Origin of the sequence: Mycobacterium sp. NPDC050441 (assembly GCF_040655355.1) — a bacterium.
Lineage (GTDB): Bacteria > Actinomycetota > Actinomycetes > Mycobacteriales > Mycobacteriaceae > Mycobacterium.
Genome location: NZ_JBFAJS010000003.1, coordinates 372,012 through 389,392, shown reverse-complemented (window position 1 = coordinate 389,392; position 17,381 = coordinate 372,012). Strand labels below are relative to the sequence as shown.

The following is a 17,381-nucleotide window of genomic DNA, read 5'->3' as shown; positions in this document are numbered from 1 at the left end:
CGGACCGTGGTGATGGTCTACTGACGGGGTGAACCGTGAGGCCTTTGACCATCTGTTCGACATGACCGACCGCACCGTGATCGTCACCGGTGGCACCCGCGGTATCGGATTGGCTCTCGCCGAGGGCTTCACGCTGGCCGGCGCCCGGGTGGTGGTCGCCAGCCGTAAGCCCGAGGCCTGCGAGCGGGCGGCCGAGCACCTTCGCGGGCTTGGGGGAGAGGCAATCGGGGTTCCCACGCACAGCGGGAACATCGACGAGCTCGGCGCGCTGGTGGAGCGCACGGTCGCCGAGTTCGGCGGGATCGATGTGGTGGTCAACAATGCTGCCAATGCCCTGGCCCAGCCGCTGGGGCAGATGACACCGGAAGCCTGGGCCAAGTCCTACGAGGTGAACCTGCGCGGGCCGGTGTTCCTGGTGCAACACGCCCTGCCGCATCTGAAGGCCAGCGCGAAGGCCGCGGTGCTGAACATGGTGTCGGTCGGGGCGTTCAACTTCGCGCCGGCGTTGTCGATCTACGCCTCGGGCAAGGCCGCGCTGATGTCGGTGACCCGGTCGATGGCGGCCGAGTTCGCTCCATTGGGAATCCGGGTGAACGCCCTGGCCCCGGGACCCGTCGACACCGACATGATGCGCAACAACCCGCAGGAGGCGATTGACCTCATGAAGGGCGGGACCTTGATGAAGCGCCTGGCCGACCCGGACGAGATGGTCGGCGCGGCCCTGCTGATGTGTTCGGATGCCGGCAGCTACATGACGGGGCAGGTGATCATCGTCGACGGTGGCGGGACACCTCGCTGACCTCGGCGAGGCTACCGGTGCCGACCGAAAGGATCTGGCTGCGGTTCTCGACGTGTAGCGCCGTTTCCAGGCAGCCGGCGTCGAGATTGGCCCAGAGCACCTGTTTGGTCGATTCCAGGCCGAATTTGCCATAACTGCAGAGGGTTTCGGCAATCTCAAGGGCCGCATCGAGCAACGTGTCGGTGTGGTCGACGATGCGGGTGACCAGACCGAGCCGTAGCGCCTCCGCCGCCTCGACCGCCCGCGCGGTGAGGATCAGGTCGAATGCCGGACCCGAGCCGATGATCCTGGGCAGGGTGTAGCTCACACCGATGTCGCAGCCGCCGATGCCCAGCTTGATGAACTGCGTGCAGAACTTCGCCGCCGGGCCGGCGATGCGGATGTCGCTGGCTGCGGCCAGGGCGAAGCCGCCCCCGTAGGCCGCGCCGTTGACCGCGGCGATGACGGGTTGGCGCAGCCGGTGCAGTTTGACCGTCAGATTCGCGATGCGCTCCTGCCAGCGCATGCCCGAGCGGGGAAACTCGGTGCCGCCACCTGACTCGGGCGGATTGGGATTGCTGAGATCCAGGCCCGAGCAGAAGCCGCGGCCGGCGCCGGTGAGCACGACGACGCGGCACTCGTTGTTGTCGGCGAGGGCATCGAGGGTGGCGTGCAGGGCCTCGACCAGTTCGTACGACAGCGCGTTCAGCTTCTCGGGCCGATTGAGGGTGATGACGGCGATGTCGGGTCGCGGGTAGGCAAGGTCGAGTGGCTCTGCAAGGGACATGAGCCGGACCCTAGCCGGTGCTGTGCCACCCGTTGACGCCAACGGCGATCATTCGCAGTTGTTTGACCGCGGCGCAGTGGATGGCCTCGACAGACTGTGCGTCAGTTGCGTCTTCGAGGGCCTCGGCCGTCGAGATCATCGCATTGACGAACAGGTTTGCCAGGATGTTGAGGTCCTCGCTGCTCCAGTCCTTGAGGCCCGGGAAACGGGCGAGGTCGATCGCGAGTTCGGAGGTGATCAGCCGGATCTCGGTGCGAATCGCGTAGCGCAGTACCGAGACCCCGCTGGAGCGTTCGCGGGCGATGAACCGCCAGTGTTCGCGACGCTCGTTGACACTGCCGGTCAGGATCTCGGCCGAGGATTCGATGATGTGGTGCGGGTCGAGCTTGCCGGCGCGGGCGCCCCGCAGCATGTCGCGCAGGGCCCGGAACGACTCGTCGATGAGGACGAGACCGAGCGCATCCATCGAGTCGAAGTGCCGGTAGAACGCGGCGGGCACGATGCCCGCCTCGCGGGTGACCTCCCGCAGGGACAGTGCGCTGAAGCTGCGGTCTTCCAGCAGGGTCAGCGCGGCGGTGATGATCGCGCGCCGGGTGGCCTCTTTGCGTTCTTCCCTGGACAGCGTCTCCCGCGACCGCGACGCCGAGTCCGGCCGTCGTGTTCGTGACGTGGGTGTTCGTGAATTGGGCGTACGTTTGTTCACTGATGTGAACCCTACCACTTCCTGCATTTTTGTCGTTGACAGAGTCATGTGTGCACGCGCACTGTGTACACATGTTCACTCAAACATTGACTGAAGGCGTCGGGCGGCGACTGCTGGCCGGCCCCCGAATGAGTGCGCTCGCGAACCTGCTGACCGGTCCCCATGGAGTTGACCGCTACACCGAGCTGGTCGAACCGACCTGGACCCGCGGCGACGCCCGCGCCAAGGTGATCGCAGTGCGGCGGCAGACGCCGCGCAGCGTCACGCTGACCCTCGAACCAAATGCCGCCTTCGCCGGCTTTCGGGCGGGCCAGCACATCAACCTCTCCGTCGAGATCAACGGCCGACGCCGCACCCGGTGTTACTCGCCGGCCAGCGCCGAAGGTGCGGCTCGCATCGAGCTGACCATCGGCCGCCATGACGGCGGCCTGGTCTCGACCTACCTGTGCGACCACGCGTACCCGGGCATGGTGCTGGGGCTGGACTCCGTCGGCGGAGATTTTGTCCTCCCGGCGGTACTGCCGAAGCGCATCCTGTTCGTCTCCGGCGGCAGCGGAATCACTCCGGTGATGTCCATGTTGCGGACCCTGCGTGCACAGGCGTTCACCGGGGAGGTCGCGTTCGTGCACTACGCACGCGGCGCTGAGGAGGCCTGCTACCGCTCGGAGCTCACGGCGATGGCCGGAGCAGGTGTGCGGGTGCTGCACGGATACACCCGGGGCGGCGACGGTGACGGGACCATTGGCGATCTCGACGGGTATTTCGGACCGACGCACCTGGCCGCCGCCTTTCCCGATACCGAGCCCGACGCGGTGTTCGTCTGTGGTCCGCCGGCGCTCGTCGACGCCGTCCGCACGCACTGCCCCGATGCGCGCTCGGAGAGTTTCGTTCCGCCCGTGTTCAGTGTTTCCGGCGAATCCGCTGGTGGCGCAGTCACATTCACCAACAGTTCCGTCACGGTGACCGACGACGGTCAGACCCTGCTGGCGCAGGCCGAAGCCGCGGGACTGAACCCGGAAAGCGGATGCCGCATGGGCATCTGCCACAGCTGCACGCGGTCCAAGAGCCGCGGAGCAGTGCGCAACCTGATCACCGGTGCGGTATCCAGCGCCGACTGCGAAGACATCCAGATCTGCGTCACCGCCCCAATCGGCGACGTCGACATCGACCTCTGACTCTCACTCCGAAAGGCACTGTCATGCCCGAGCTGAAGAAGTACACCCTGACCCCTGACCAGTTCGAGGAATTCGGCCGCGAACTCGACGTCATCCGTGAACGCGCCATCGCCGATCTCGGCGAGCGCGACGCCACCTACATCCGCGACATCATCAAGATGCAGCGCAAGCTTGAGATCGGCGGCCGTGCGTTGCTGTTCCTGCCGCCGGCCTGGCCGGTCGGCACCGTGATGCTCGGACTGTCGAAGATCCTCGACAACATGGAGATCGGCCACAACGTCATGCACGGCCAGTACGACTGGATGGGCGATCCGGCGTTGCGCGGCCAGAACTTCGAATGGGATTCGGCATGCCCGTCGAATCAGTGGCGGCACTCGCACAACTACATGCACCACACGTACACCAACATCGTCGACATGGACCGCGACATCGGTTACGGCGTCCTGCGCATGAGCGAGGACCAGAAGTGGAGCCCGTACTACCTGGGCAATCCGTTGTACGCATTCCTGCTGATGGTGTTCTTCCAGTACGGCGTTGCGTTGCACGAGCTCGAGACCGAGCGCATTCGCACCGGCGAGATCAAGCTGCGGGACAAGAAGGACATGCTGCGCGAGATGTGGGAAAAGGTGCGCAAGCAGACCGTGAAGGACTACGTGGCTTTCCCGCTGTTGGCTGGGCCGTTCGCGCCATTTGTGTTCGCGGGCAACATGACCGCCAACCTGATGCGCAACGTGTGGTCCTACACCATCATCTTCTGCGGGCACTTCCCCGAGGGCACCCACGAGTTCACCATCGAGGAGACCGAGAACGAGTCTCGCGGGCAGTGGTACTTCCGTCAGCTGCTCGGCTCGGCGAACCTCAGTGGCGGCAAGTGGTTCCACATCTTCAGCGGCAACCTGTCCTTCCAGATCGAACACCACCTGTTCCCCGACATTCCGGCGCATCGTTACGCCGAACTCTCGGGTGAGGTGAAGGAGATCTGCCAGCGTTACGGCCTGCCCTACAACTCGGGCCCGATCCACAAGCAGTTCGCCTCCGTGGTGCGCAAGATCGTGCGGCTGGCGTTCCCGTGGGGCGGAAAGCCCGAGGTCAAAGAAACTGCACCGGAATCGGATTCGCAGCCGATCTGCGAGCCGGAACTCGTCAACTGCTGACCGGCAGGCTGCGTTGCAGCAGCACCGTGTCCAGCCATCGTCCGTGCTTGTACCCGACCGCACGTAGTCGCCCGGCCTCGACGAATCCGTGCTTGCGGTGCAGGGCAAGGGATGCCGCCGCCTCGTCGGTGTCGACCACCACGGCGATGACCTCGCGGACGCCCGCTGCAGCGCAGCCGTCCATCAGCCCCTGCAGCAGCAGGGTTCCGATGCCGAGGCCGGCCGCCTGCGGCGAAAGGTAGATCGAGTTCTCCACCGTGTGCCGATACGCGGGTCGTAGCTTCCACGGTGCGCAGTACGCATAGCCGACGAGCTGCCCGTCGAGTATCGCGGTGAGGAAAGGCAATTCATGCATCCGGGCCGTCGCCAGTCGGCGGTCCCATTCCTCGCGAGCCGGCGGGGTCAGCTCGAAGGTGGCGACGCCGGTCTCGACGTGGTGGGCGTAGATGGCGCTGATCGCGTCGAGGTCACCCGATGAGGTGACGCGGACGACGACGTTGCTCATGTTGTCACCCTAAGGGGCGTTGACCCGGTCGGTCGACTGACCCGAACGCGCACGTTCTGGAGGCAGCGCAAGGGTGGCGAGCTGATCGTCCTCCACGGTCCGGGCAGCCGGCCTGCGGGTGGCGCAGGAAGTCGCCCACAGCGTCGCTCAGAAGGGTGGTGGTGGTCCGTATTCTTCGGCGAGCCAGGCTTGGTATTGGTGTTCGTATGCGAGGTCGTTGTTGAGTTCGGCGCGTAGGTGTCGTTCTTCGGCGATGCGGTCTTGGCGGTCTTGTTCGCGGGTCTTGCTGCGGGTGGGCATCTTCGCGCCGCGGTCGGGGTGCGGGGCTTGCGGTTGGGGGAGATCGAGTTGCCCGGTGGGTTGCGCCAGGGTCGGGAACATGGCGGCGCCGTGGGGATCGGTGATGTGGGTGTGTCCGGTGGGGGTGGTGAACTCGACGGCGCCATCGGGCAATTGGCGATCCGTCCAACCGGGGCAGAACGTTTTCACCAAATGGTGTGCCCGGCAATACAGTTTGGTGTTCGACGGATGCGTCGGGCCGGCGGGCCAGGGTGCGGTGTGGTCGATATCGCAACGTTCGGCGGGGGCGTCACAGCCCGGGAACCGGCACGTCAGATCCCGCCACCGGATGAACTCCGACAGTGCCACCGACGGGCGGTACCCCGGCTCAGAATTGGCCGAATCAGAGGCGGCCGGCGGGGCCAGGTCGCCGGGATCGCCCGACTCAGCAGGCTCGCTGGGTTCGGTCGGCTCGGTGGGCACCACCACCGGTTTGATCTTGGCGGTGGCGGCCAGGTCGCGCACTGACTCGGCGGGCAAGATCCCATGGCCGGCCAGATACCCCGGATCATCAGAGGTGCCGTCCACGGTGGCTTGGCCGGCCAGCACGTGAACCATCGCCGCATCGGCCGCGGCCCGTTTCTGTGTGGCCGGGCAATCCTCACGACCACACAGGCACGGCAACTGCGATTCCAACCGGGCCACCGGCCCGACCGCATCAGCGCGGCGCTGCTCACGGGTGCGCGGATCGTGCTCACACACGGTGTCGGCCACCGCATCCAGACGCTGACTCAACGCGACCCCATCGGCAGCGTGGACATTGGCCCACACCGAGGCCATGCCCGGGCTGCTCGGTTCGACCTGAACGAACCGCTCATCGTCCACAGTGGGTGGGACCCGCACCCCATTCGGGTCGAGTTTGGCGATCCACTGATCCACCCGATCCCGCAACTGCCGTTCCGAGAGCCGCATCCACCGGTGCGCACGGGCGGCCAGCTCTTCATCCATCCCCGCCCACACCGCCGGGTCCACGATGCCGGTGCGGGCGATGATCATCCGCACCACCCGATAGTCGATATCCCCGACAGCGAACCGCGCCGCCACCAACGGCAACTTGTCGCGCAGCACCCGGGCGTGATGAATCTGCGTACCGGCCCGGCCCCTGCTGATCCGCAGTGCCGCCGATATTTCGGCGGCGACCGCCTCGAACGGATCGGTACGCCAAAAGATCGACTCGGCCAGCTCTTGTTCGCGGAGAGTATCCAATTCCCCGATCGCCGAAAGCCGTCCCGCGATCGCCGTCGACTCCGCGCGGGCCGCACCACTGATCCTGTCGATCAGGACCGCCGCATCGGAATCGGAATCGAACACATGTTCGATCGTGCCACGCCATCCCGACAAGCCAAGGTGTTATCTCTCAAGACATCGGTGACAGTTCTGTATCAGGACATCGGTGACGGTTCGGGTGGTGTTGGTGGTGACACTTCTGCCTAAGGGCCGAGTGAGGATGGTCTCGCTCGTTGGCTGCTTGCGTTGTCGCGCAACGGCTCTACGTTTGACAGCTCGGGCACCAGTACGTCACGCGCTCGCCGGTGGCGTCGGTCTCGATCAAGGTTCCGCACCGGCGGCATGGCTCACCCGCGCGGCCGTACACCCACAGCTGACGTCCGGGCCGGGTATCCCCGGTGGTGGTGCGGTTCCAGCGGGACCTGTTGAGCCACAGCATGTCCCGTGCACGCTGCACGACGCGTAGGGGATCGGTCAGCGAGCCCACCGGTGAGGTGGGCAGCCGTCCGAAGACGAAACACAGTTCATTGCAGTAGACGTTGCCGACGCCGGCCATCACCCGCTGGTCGAGCAGCGTCGGCGCCAGGGGCCGGTCCGGATCGGCGGCCAGATTGGCGGCCGCGGTGCGGGGCTCCCAATCCGGGCCGAGTAGATCCGGGCCCAGATGCCCCACCGCTGCCATATCGGTGTCACGATCGAGCACTTCGAGCACGCCGAGGTCGATCCCGGTGGCCCGACTGTCGGCAGTCTCCAGCACGATGCGGATGCGATGCGCCGCGCCCTTGGACCATCCGACGCGCCAACTACCCTCCATCTTCAGATGGGAGTGGATGCTGGCCGGACCAACCCGGATGAACAAATGCTTGCCGCGGCTGATCACCTCATCGACCACGTGCCCGGTGAGGTCGACGGTGGCATACCGAGGAACTCGAATATCGCAGCGCGTCAAGGTTTTTCCCGCCAGCGCGGTGCGTAGTGCCGCGGCGGTGTGGTAGACGGTGTCGCCCTCGGGCATATTCTCATTGAACCAGTTGATGGCATAATCGGCCGGTGATCAATTATCGACTCAGCGGGAGGGGCGTTCCCGCCCTCCAGTGAGCGGCGCGGCAGCGCCGCATCAGGCGCCTCGTATCCGTACGCGTAAGGAGATCCACCGGCAGCGACGCTCCGGTCGTCACCAATGCTGGAACCACATCATCGTCGCGCCGCTGTGGCCCAAGCATGGAGTGAATCTCGGCACGATGCTCCGCACGTGCGACGCCGTGGGTGCATGTCTGGCCGTACCGCGCCTGCCGTGGGTTCCCGAGGCTCTGCGCAAGGGAAATACTCTGCGGCACAGGTCATGCGTCCATTGGATCTACGGCGACGTCATCGGCTGGCTGGAGAAGCAGCGGGAGCGGTCGACGCACATCATCGGTGTCGAACTCACCGACGAGTCGATCCGGCTGGCGGACCTGCCCGCGGCGCGCACCCGCACCGTGGTGGTTCTCGGCAACGAGGGCAGCGGCATACCCTCCGATGCAATGGAATTGCTCGATCTCGCGGTTGAGATTCCGATGGTGGGTACCGGTCACAGTCTCAACGTTGCCGTTGCGGGATCGCTCGCGCTCTACAAGGTCGCAGGTCTCCTGTGAGGCCGTCTACCTCAGCCGTAGACCGCGCGGGGTGCGGGCAAACCCGGCCCCGGTCAGCGCCTCCTGCACGCTGGCGCGGTCCTCGTCGACCCCGGGGTCGAGTACGGCGACCCCGTTGATCCGCTCAACCAACAGCGACGGGATCCTCCCGCCGCTCACGAGTTCGGCCAGTGCGGCCGCGGCGGCCCGTTGCGTCTCGGTATCGGAGGTGAAGCTGAGCAGAGTCTTGCCGCCGCGTTCCAGGAACCAGACCAACTTTCCGTCGACCAGTGCCACGAGCGCACCGGCCTTGCGGCCGGGCCGGTGCGTGTCGGTGTCGCCCTTCCGATCGGGCCAGGCCAGAGCGGCCCCGTACGGGTTGGCCGGGTCGGTCGCGGCGAGCATGACGGCGTGGTACTCGGGACGCTGCGGATCGACCCCGTCGAGATAGGACCGCAGGCGGTCGACGGTCGAGGCCGCCGCGAACTGCGCCCCGCCCAGTGACTCGACGAAGTAGCCCCGCTGGCAGCGGCCGGCATCCTCGAACGCGCTCAGCACCTTGTACAACGTGGCGAACCCGCCCGGCACGCCCTCGGCCGCCGCCGCCCCCTTGGTCAGCACCCCGTGTCGGTTGAGTAGCACCTCCGCTTGGAAATGCGCCCGCACGGTTGAATCCGGTTCGGCGCCAGGCAATGCCGACCATCGGCCGGACACCATCGGATCAGCCGCGCGGCTGTGCGGGCGTGCGACGCTGTAGCGGCTGAGTCGGGGCGGACGCTGACGCTGTCGGTGGGCCGGTGCCCCCGACCGGCGGGGACCCGACAGCATCGCCCGCATCGGGGCGAACGTGTCCCCGGTGATCCAGCCGGCCCAGATCAAATCCCACAGCGCCGTTTTGAGCTCCGATTCGGAAGCTTGATCGGTGAGTTGGCGGAAGAAGTACGCCCCGCCGTGCCCGAGTGTCTCCATGATGGCCCGGTGCGTGTCGGTGAACTCGATCTCGGCGGGGGCAGGCAGCGTCAGCGGTGCTGTCTCGGCCAGGTGGAACACCACCCAGCCGTCGCTGCTGCCGATCTGCCCGGCGCCCGACCACATCACTTCGCCGGCGGCCAGCAGCTCATCGAGCATGGCCGGCTGGTAATCACGCACCCGCTGGCCGAAGATCAGCGACTCCACCGCCGACGCGGGAAGGAGGACGCCGGCCAGCTGCTCGATCACCGCCGCCAGCCCGTCGATACCCGAGCTCTGGCTGGACCCGACGTGCTGCCACGACGGCAGGAAGCGGCCGTAGGCCGCGGTGCTGACCGGCTCGACCTGGGCGCGCAACGCGGCCAGGGAACGACGGCGCAGGATGCGCAGCACCTCGGCGTCGCACCACTGGTCGCCGGGAAGGTCATCGACGAACTCCCCGCGCACCAACCGGCCGTCGACGGCCATGCGGCCCAACACATCTGCGGTCACCCGCAGACCGAGCCCGAACCGGGTGGCCACCTCGGTGGTGGTGAACGGACCGTGGGTGCGGGCGTAGCGGCCGATCAGATCCCCGAGCGGGTCGTCGACGGATTCGGTGAAGGCCATGGGCACCCCGACCGGGACCGGCGCGCCGACCCCGTCGCGCAGCAGGCCGATGTCTTCCACCGCTGCCCACCAGGTCTGGCCGGCATAGGTGACCGGGAGTGCGCGCTTGGCGGCGTGCAGCCCGTCGAGCCAGCCCCCGATGGTGTCGGTGGTGGCCCGCGCGGCGATCTCGGCCTCGGTGAGCGGGCCCAGCATCCGCAGCAGGTCGGCCACCGCCTCGGCGTCGCGCGCGGCCCGTTCCTCGGTCAGATGCTGGAGCTGTGCCGACGTCGAGGCGACCACCGCCGGATCCAGCAGTTCGCGGAGTTCCACCCGGCCGAGCAGTTCGGACAGCAGCACGGTGTCCAGTGCCAGTGCGGCGGCGCGCCGCTCGGCCAGCGGGCTGTCGCCCTCGTACATGAACGCCCCGACGTAGCCGAACAACAGCGACGCCGCGAACGGCGAGGGGGTAGCGGTTTCCACCTCCACCAACCGCAGCCGACGTTGAGCCACCCGGCGCATCAACTCGGTCAGGGCCGGGACGTCATAGACGTCCTGCAGACATTCACGCACGGTTTCCAGCACGATCGGGAAGTCCGGGTACTTGCGGGCGATGTCGAGCAGTTGCGCGGCGCGTTGCCGTTGATGCCACAACGGGGACCGCTTGCCGGGGTGTCGGCGTGGCAGCAGCAGGGCGCGCGCGGCGCATTCGCGGAACCTGGATGCGAACAACGCCGACCCGCCCACTTCGGCGGTGACGATGGGTTCGACCTCGTCGGCGTCGAACACGAACAGGTCTGCACCGGGCGGGGTTTCGCCCGCATCGGGCAGTCGCACGATGATGCCGTCGTCAGAAGCGGTCGGCTTCTCGTCGATGCCGTAGCGTTCCCGCAGCCGTCGGCCCACTGCCAGGGCCAGCGGCCCGTGGACCCGAAGGCCGTACGGGGAATGCAGGATCACCCGCCAGTCACCGAGCTCGTCGCGAAAGCGTTCCACCACGAAGGTGCTGTCGCTGGGAACGACGCCGGTGGCCTCCCGCTGATCGTGCAACAGCTGATACAGGTTGTCGGTCGCGAACCCGGCGAAACCCATTGCGTGGCAGCGTTCATCGAACTCGGCGCGATTGAGTGCGGCGAGTTCTCCGGTGAACGCCCCGACCGCCGCACCTAGCTCAGCGGGCCGGCCCACGCTGTCGCCTCGCCAGAACGGCAGCCGGGCGGGTTGACCCGGTGCGGGGATGACCAGCACCCGGTCGTGGGTGATCTCGGTGATCCGCCAACTTGTGGCGCCCAGGGAGATGACGTCGCCGGGACGCGATTCGTAGACCATCTCCTCGTCGAGTTCGCCCACCCGGGAAGGCTTTTCGGAATCAGTGGCCAGGTAGACGGTGAACAGCCCGCGGTCGGGGATCGCGCCGCCGGAGGTGACGGCAAGGCGCTGGGCGCCGGGGCGGGCGGTCAGGGTTCCGTGGTCGCGGTCATAGACGAGCCGTGGGCGCAGCTCGGCGAACTCGGTGGACGGATACTTCCCGGACAACAGATCCAACGTGGCTTCGAACGCGCTGCGTGGGAGCGTGGCGAACGGCGCGCTCCGCCGTACCGCATCGAACCAGGCGTCGGCGTCCACCGGTTCGAGGGCAGCCGCCGCAACTGTGTGCTGGGCCAGCACGTCGAGTGGATTGGCCGGGACATGCATGGTCTCGATGTCACCGGAGCGCATGCGCTGCACCGCCACCGCGCAACCGATGAGATCGGTGCGGTGCTTGGGGAACAACACACCCTGGGAGATCTCACCGACCTGATGCCCGGCACGTCCGATGCGTTGCAGCCCGCTCGCCACCGAGGGCGGCGACTCCACCTGGATCACCAGATCGACCGCCCCCATGTCGATGCCGAGTTCCAGGCTGGAGGTGGCGACGACGGCGCGCAACCGGCCGCTCTTGAGGTCGTCTTCGACCTGGGCCCGCTGCTCCTTGCTGACCGAACCGTGGTGCGCCCGGGCCAGCAGCGGCGGTGCGCCGTTGGCCTGGCCGCTGGCCATGAGTTGGGCCGGTGCACCCCCACCCACCTGCGGGTTGCGGTCGAGTGAGAGCTCGATGCCGGCCCGTTCGGCGTGGATCTCGTTGAGGCGTGACGTCAGCCGTTCGGCCAGCCGCCGGGAGTTGGCGAACACGATCGAGGACTGATGTGACTCGATCAGATCGACGATGCGCTCCTCGACATCCGGCCAGATGCTGTTGTTGTCGAGGTTGGCCATGTCCGGAACCGGGACCTGCACCGAGAGATCGAAGGTCTTGCCGGACGGTGGGGCGACGATCGTGGTGGGGGCCTGCCCGGAAAGGAACCGGGCCACCTCCTCGGGCGGACGCACCGTCGCCGAGAGCCCGATCCGCTGGGCGGGTTTGTCGAGCAGCTGGTCCAGCCGTTCGAGTGAAAGGGACAGGTGTGCACCGCGTTTGGTGGCAGCGACGGCATGGACCTCGTCGACGATCACCGTCCGTACGTTGGTCAGTGTTTCGCGGGCAGCCGAGGTCAGCATCAGGAACAGCGATTCCGGGGTGGTGATCAGAACGTCGGGTGGCTTGCTCAGCATCGCGCGGCGCTGACTCGGCGGGGTGTCCCCGGAACGAACACCGACGCTGATCGACGGGGCCGGCACCCCGTGACGTTCGGCCACCCGGGTGATCCCGGTCAATGGGGTGCGCAGGTTGCGTTCGACGTCCACGGCCAGGGCCTTGAGCGGCGACACGTAGAGCACCGTCGTGCCGGAGCGAGGATCGGGCGGCAACTGGGCCAGCTCATCGATGGCCCACAGGAACGCGGCGAGGGTCTTGCCGGACCCGGTGGGCGCGATGACCAGGGTGTTGTGGCCCTCGGCGATGGCGGACCAGGCCTGGTCCTGCGCCGCTGTCGGCGCTGGGAAGGCAGCCGTGAACCACTCCCGGGTCAGCGCACTGAACCGGGCCAGCGGATCGGCCGGCGTGGTGGTCATCTAGCCATACTGCCGCGCAGCACCGACAAGCCGGCGTCAGCGGTGTTCGGGGGCGGCCGCACAGACCAGATCGGCGGGCAGTCCCGGGACACGGCCGATGGCGTCGAGCAGGGCGTGCGCACAACTGTCGGCGACGAATCCCGCGTCGATCGAGGGGTCCTTGAGCCGTTGTCGGCACATCTCGAAGGTCAGGGCCAGCCAGCCGTAGACGGTGGCCCGCAGATCGCGCTCGATCTTGGCGTCCAGGGGCTCGGATACCGCGTCGCTGATCCGGCCCATGATCCGGTCGGCCTGGCGGTCGTTGTCGATGTCGTCGACGCCGCGTAGCACCGGATCGGTGCGGCCCAGACCCATGTAGGCCGCCCAGGCGCCGTGGGGGTGCTCCTCGTCGTAGCGCAGGTAGGCCAGCACCCCGGCGCGCAGCTGGCCGAACAGGCTCTGACCAGGTTCGGGAGGGGTGCTGGTGGCCTCGAACAAGCGCTCGCCCTCGGCCCGCACGACGGCGGCGAAGAACGCCCGCTTGTCGGGGAAGTAGTGGTACATCAGGGCCCGCGACACCCCGGCACGCTCGGCGATCTCATCGATGCGGACCTCGTCGTACGGCCGCTGGCCGAACACCTCGGCTCCCAGCGCCAACAGCTCGTTACGTCTGTCGGCGGGGGACAGCCGGCGTCTCGACTCGGCACCCACGACTGCAGCCTAACGCTAAAGCCCTTACTTGACACATGTATAACAAGGCGGAATCTTGGTGTCATGACCGTCGTGGGCGCGCGGACCTCACCCGAGGGTGCCAAGTATCCGAAACTGCCCCACCCGCCGTGGCGGGTGCCCCTGCTCGGTGACGTCTTCGGTCTGCAGCCCGACTCGTCGATGCAGAACGCGATGGGCATGGCCGAGCTGGGGCCGATCTGTGAATTCCGGTTCCTCGGTGCCCGCTACGTGGTGGCCGCCGGCGCCGACGCGGTCAACGATCTCAACGACGAAACCCGGTTCTGCAAGCATGTGGGCCCCGACATCGAGGCCCTGCGGATCGTGGCCGGCGATGGGCTGTTCACCGCCTACAACGACGAGCCGAACTGGCTCAAGGCCCATGAGCTGCTGATGCCTGCGTTCAGCCAGGCTGCGATGCGTCGCTACCACGCAGTGATGTTCGACGTCGCCGATGAGCTGACCGGCCATTGGGATGAGCAGGCCGATCGGGGTGAAACAGTCGATGTCTCGGCCGACACCACCAGGGTCACCTTGGAGACCATCGGGCGGTGCACGGCCGGGTATTCGTTCAGGTGTTTCCAGAGCGACACTGTGCACCCGTTCGTCGCCCACATGGTGTCGGCGCTACTGGGTGCCGATCGCCTCGGGGTGCTGCGCGAGACCTTCCTGCCCGCCTTCGCCTTCCGGAGCTACGAGCGCCGGCTCCGCCGCGACGCGCACTATCTGCACGGGCTGGCCGACGACATCGTCTCGGCGCGGCGGGCGCAACCATCGGGCAGCCATGACGACCTGCTGCAGATCATGCTGGAGTCCGATCTCGACGCCGCCAACATCCGCTATCAGCTGATCAACTTTCTGATCGCCGGACATGAAACTACTTCCGGTGCATTGTCGTTCGCGCTGTACTTCCTGTCACAACACCCGGAGGTGCTTGCCCGTGCCCGCGACGAGGTCGAGGAGGTGTGGGGTGACGAGCAGCGGCCAGAGTTCGAGAAGATCGCCAAACTGCGGTATGTCCGGCGGGTTCTCGACGAGTCGCTGCGGTTGCAGCCCACGGTGCCGGCCTACTACCGGGCTGCCCGCCAGGACACCGTGCTCGCCGGAATCCACCCGATGCGCAAGGGCGATTGGGCGCTGGCGCTGACCTCGACCCTGCACCGTGACCCGCGTTGGGGGCACGACCCGGAGGTATTCGACCCGGACCGGTTCACGCCGGAGCAGGTGCGGACCCGTCCCGGTGGTCTGTACAAGCCGTTCGGGACGGGCGAAAGATCTTGCATTGGAAGACAGTTCGCGCTCCACGAAGCGGTGTTGATGTTGGCGGTGCTGGTCCGCCGCTACGACCTGATTGCCGAACCGGACTACCGTTTGCAGGTGCAGGAGCGCCTGACCATGATGCCGTCCGGCTTCCGGCTCGGCCTGCGGCGACGATAGCCGCCGGTACCGCGCATGAAATGCCCCGATTCGGGGTACCGTTTTCGTGGACAGACCCGCAACGTCGGCAGGTCCGCGCATGGAATGGTTCATCGCACCTGAATATTGGTTGGCCAGACAGGTATTGCAGCGGGGGACCGCCGCGATCTACCTGATCGCGTTCATCGTGGCGGCCCGGCAGTTCCGCGGGCTCCTCGGTGAGCGAGGCCTGCTGCCGATACCCCGATTCCTGGCTGCCAACTCGTTCCGGCGCGCCCCCAGTGTGTTTCAACTCCACTATTCGGACCGCTTCTTCGCCGCGGTGTGCGTAGCCGGGGCCGTGCTCTCCGCCGCCCTGCTCGCCGGCTTCGGAGACGTGGTGCCGCTGTGGGCCGCGATGCCGACCTGGCTGCTCGTATGGGTGCTGTACCTGTCGATCGTGAACGTGGGGCAGACGTGGTACTCGTTCGGCTGGGAATCCCTGCTGCTGGAAGCCGGGTTCCTGGTGACCTTCCTGGGCAACGACGACGTCGGCCCCCCGCTCCTGGTGCTGTGGCTGGCCCGCTGGCTGCTGTTCCGCGTCGAGTTCGGCGCCGGGCTGATCAAGCTTCGCGGTGACCCGTGCTGGCGCAATCTGACCTGTCTGTACTACCACCACGAGACCCAACCCATGCCCGGCCCGCTGAGCTGGTTTTTCCATCACCTGCCCAAGCCGTTGCACCGAGTCGAAGTGGCGGGCAACCACTTTGCGCAACTCGTCGTGCCGCTTGCGTTGTTCGCCCCGCAGCCGGTGGCCAGTGGGGCGGCGATCGTGGTGATGATCACCCAGCTGTGGTTGGTGGCGTCGGGCAACTTCGCCTGGCTCAACTGGATCACCATCGTTCTGGCGTTCAGCGCGCTCTCGGATTCCACCGCGGCAGCACTGCTTCCCGTGCCGCACCACCAATTCGGCCAGACCCCACTGTGGTTCGTCGTCGTGGTGATCGGGTTCGCCGTCGCGGTGGCCTGCCTGAGCTACTGGCCGGCACGCAACCTCATCTCCCGACGGCAGCGGATGAACGCCTCCTACAACAGGTATCACCTGGTGAACTCCTACGGCGCGTTCGGCACCGTCGGCCGCACCCGTGACGAAGTGGTGTTGGAGGGCACCTCGGACACCAGCCTGGGAGAGCACACCGTGTGGAAGGAATACGAGTTCAAGGGCAAGCCCGGCGATGTGCATCGGTGGCCCCGGCAGTTCGCGCCCTATCACCTGCGGCTGGACTGGCTGATGTGGTTCGCCGCGATCTCACCGGCATACGCCCACGGGTGGCTCCGCATGCTCCTGACCCGACTGTTGGAGAACGACCGCGACACACTGAAGCTGCTGCGGTGCAATCCATTCCCCGACGACCCGCCCCGTTACGTGCGCGCCAGGCTGTACCGGTACGAGTTCAGCACCTGGACCGAGCTGCGGCGGGACCACGTCTGGTGGCACCGCATCTCGCTGGGCGTGTACGTCCCGCCGCAATCGCTGCCGTCGGCCGGGCGGTCATCGGCCGGCGCGCAGTGACCGCTGGTAGCGGCGCATCCCCGCGATCCACCGGTCGTAATCGGAACCCTTGTGCCGGTACATGTCGAGGACCTGCGGGTGAGGTAGCACGAGAAACCGGTCCGACTGCACGGCCTCGACCGTGGCCGCCGCGACGTCCTGGGCACTGATCACCTCACCGGACTGCACGATCGATGCGGCGCCGGCCGCGGAATCCGGATCCGCCGAAGCGCGCACCGCATCGAGCAGTGGGGTGTCCACGCCCAGCGGGCACACACAGCTGACTCCGATGTTGTCATCGCCGTACGTGATGGCCAGCCATTCGGCGAATCCGACCGCCGCGTGCTTGGTGACGGAGTATCCGGCCGCCCCGATCTGGGACAGCAGACCGGCCGCCGAGGCGACCGAAACGAAGTACCCGCCGCCGCGCGACAGCCATTGCGGGACAAGCACTTGTGCCGCCCGGACGTGGGAGCGCAGATTGACGTCGAGAATCCCGTCCCAGCTCTCCTCGGTGCCGAGGCCCGGCGCGCCGATGATTCCGGCGTTGGCGACGTAGATGTCGACCGGTCCGAACTCGGTGGCGGTCAGCGCCTCGATGTCGGCCGCGACACCGGCGTCGGCCCGGATTCCCAGAGCCTGCCCGCCGCCGGAACGGATCTGCGCGGCGGTCTGCTCGGCCGACTCCGGGTCGAGGTCGGCGGCCACCACCCGGGCACCTGCTGCCGCGAACGATTCGGCCAGTGCCCGGCCGATGCCTGATCCGGCGCCGGTGATGACTGCCACCCTCTGTTCGATGTCCATGCCTCTCCCTACCGAAAATCACGCGGGTCTGTGCGCGGACACGCGACAAAGGGGCTTGGCATCTGTAACGCGACTGTGTTCGGAGGTCATCGG

Annotated in this window: 14 protein-coding genes; 6 read left to right on the top strand and 8 right to left on the bottom strand. The window is 67.1% G+C overall.

Annotated elements, in window-relative coordinates:
• The first annotated feature begins 28 nt into the window (after positions 1–28).
• Positions 29–799: an SDR family oxidoreductase gene (locus AB0I14_RS10955; RefSeq protein ID WP_358020165.1), complete on the top strand. Its 771-nt coding sequence runs from the start codon at positions 29–31 to the stop codon at positions 797–799.
• Here the strand turns inward: AB0I14_RS10955 and AB0I14_RS10950 are convergent.
• Together AB0I14_RS10950 and AB0I14_RS10945 are read right to left on the bottom strand one after the other, a co-directional pair.
• Complete coding sequence (locus AB0I14_RS10950) at positions 768–1,565, bottom strand: enoyl-CoA hydratase-related protein (RefSeq protein WP_358020162.1); 798 nt, start codon at positions 1,563–1,565, stop codon at positions 768–770. The genes AB0I14_RS10955 and AB0I14_RS10950 overlap by 32 nt on opposite strands.
• A 10-nt stretch (positions 1,566–1,575) precedes the next feature.
• Positions 1,576–2,295 carry a TetR family transcriptional regulator gene (locus tag AB0I14_RS10945; protein ID WP_358020159.1) on the bottom strand — a complete coding sequence of 240 codons (720 nt, stop codon included), beginning with the start codon at positions 2,293–2,295 and terminating at the stop codon, positions 1,576–1,578.
• 44 nt (positions 2,296–2,339) lie between these two features.
• Here AB0I14_RS10945 and AB0I14_RS10940 point away from each other — a divergent pair, with 44 nt between their 5' ends.
• Entirely contained in the window at positions 2,340–3,443 is a 1,104-nt protein-coding gene (locus AB0I14_RS10940) for a ferredoxin reductase (protein WP_358020156.1), read from the top strand.
• A 23-nt stretch (positions 3,444–3,466) separates the two neighbouring features.
• On the top strand, positions 3,467–4,597 hold the full coding sequence (locus AB0I14_RS10935) for an acyl-CoA desaturase (RefSeq protein WP_358020153.1): 1,131 nt from the start codon (positions 3,467–3,469) through the stop codon (positions 4,595–4,597).
• Here AB0I14_RS10935 and AB0I14_RS10930 read toward each other — a convergent pair.
• From AB0I14_RS10930 to nei2, 3 genes are all read right to left on the bottom strand, one after another.
• Complete coding sequence (locus AB0I14_RS10930) at positions 4,587–5,102, bottom strand: N-acetyltransferase family protein (protein ID WP_358020150.1); 516 nt, start codon at positions 5,100–5,102, stop codon at positions 4,587–4,589. The genes AB0I14_RS10935 and AB0I14_RS10930 overlap by 11 nt on opposite strands.
• A 147-nt stretch (positions 5,103–5,249) precedes the next feature.
• The gene (locus tag AB0I14_RS10925) at positions 5,250–6,752 is read right to left on the bottom strand and encodes an HNH endonuclease signature motif containing protein (RefSeq protein ID WP_358020148.1); all 1,503 of its coding nucleotides are present in this window, start codon (positions 6,750–6,752) and stop codon (positions 5,250–5,252) included.
• Between the two features lie 178 nt (positions 6,753–6,930).
• Entirely contained in the window at positions 6,931–7,683 is a 753-nt protein-coding gene (nei2, locus tag AB0I14_RS10920; RefSeq protein ID WP_358020145.1) for an endonuclease VIII Nei2, read from the bottom strand.
• Positions 7,684–7,762: 79 nt separating this feature from the next.
• Between nei2 and AB0I14_RS10915 the strand changes: the two genes are divergently transcribed.
• Positions 7,763–8,302, top strand: a complete 540-nt coding sequence (locus tag AB0I14_RS10915) for a TrmH family RNA methyltransferase (RefSeq protein WP_358020142.1) — start codon at positions 7,763–7,765, stop codon at positions 8,300–8,302.
• A 6-nt stretch (positions 8,303–8,308) separates the two neighbouring features.
• Here the strand turns inward: AB0I14_RS10915 and AB0I14_RS10910 are convergent, their stop codons facing one another.
• Both AB0I14_RS10910 and AB0I14_RS10905 read right to left on the bottom strand, forming a co-directional pair.
• Positions 8,309–12,829 carry an ATP-dependent helicase gene (locus AB0I14_RS10910; RefSeq protein ID WP_358020139.1) on the bottom strand — a complete coding sequence of 1,507 codons (4,521 nt, stop codon included), beginning with the start codon at positions 12,827–12,829 and terminating at the stop codon, positions 8,309–8,311.
• 36 nt (positions 12,830–12,865) lie between these two features.
• On the bottom strand, positions 12,866–13,519 hold the full coding sequence (locus tag AB0I14_RS10905; protein WP_358020136.1) for a helix-turn-helix domain-containing protein: 654 nt from the start codon (positions 13,517–13,519) through the stop codon (positions 12,866–12,868).
• Between the two features lie 63 nt (positions 13,520–13,582).
• Between AB0I14_RS10905 and AB0I14_RS10900 the strand changes: the two genes are divergently transcribed.
• Positions 13,583–14,974 carry a cytochrome P450 gene (locus tag AB0I14_RS10900; protein ID WP_358020133.1) on the top strand — a complete coding sequence of 464 codons (1,392 nt, stop codon included), beginning with the start codon at positions 13,583–13,585 and terminating at the stop codon, positions 14,972–14,974.
• A 79-nt stretch (positions 14,975–15,053) separates the two neighbouring features.
• Positions 15,054–16,505: a lipase maturation factor family protein gene (locus AB0I14_RS10895; protein ID WP_358020130.1), complete on the top strand. Its 1,452-nt coding sequence runs from the start codon at positions 15,054–15,056 to the stop codon at positions 16,503–16,505.
• On the opposite strand, the gene AB0I14_RS10890 is transcribed toward AB0I14_RS10895, so the two are convergent.
• Positions 16,485–17,288 (bottom strand): SDR family NAD(P)-dependent oxidoreductase, encoded by an 804-nt coding sequence (locus tag AB0I14_RS10890; protein WP_358020127.1) that lies wholly within the window; start codon positions 17,286–17,288, stop codon positions 16,485–16,487. The two genes, AB0I14_RS10895 and AB0I14_RS10890, sit on opposite strands and share 21 nt — an antisense overlap.
• Positions 17,289–17,381 lie beyond the last annotated feature (93 nt).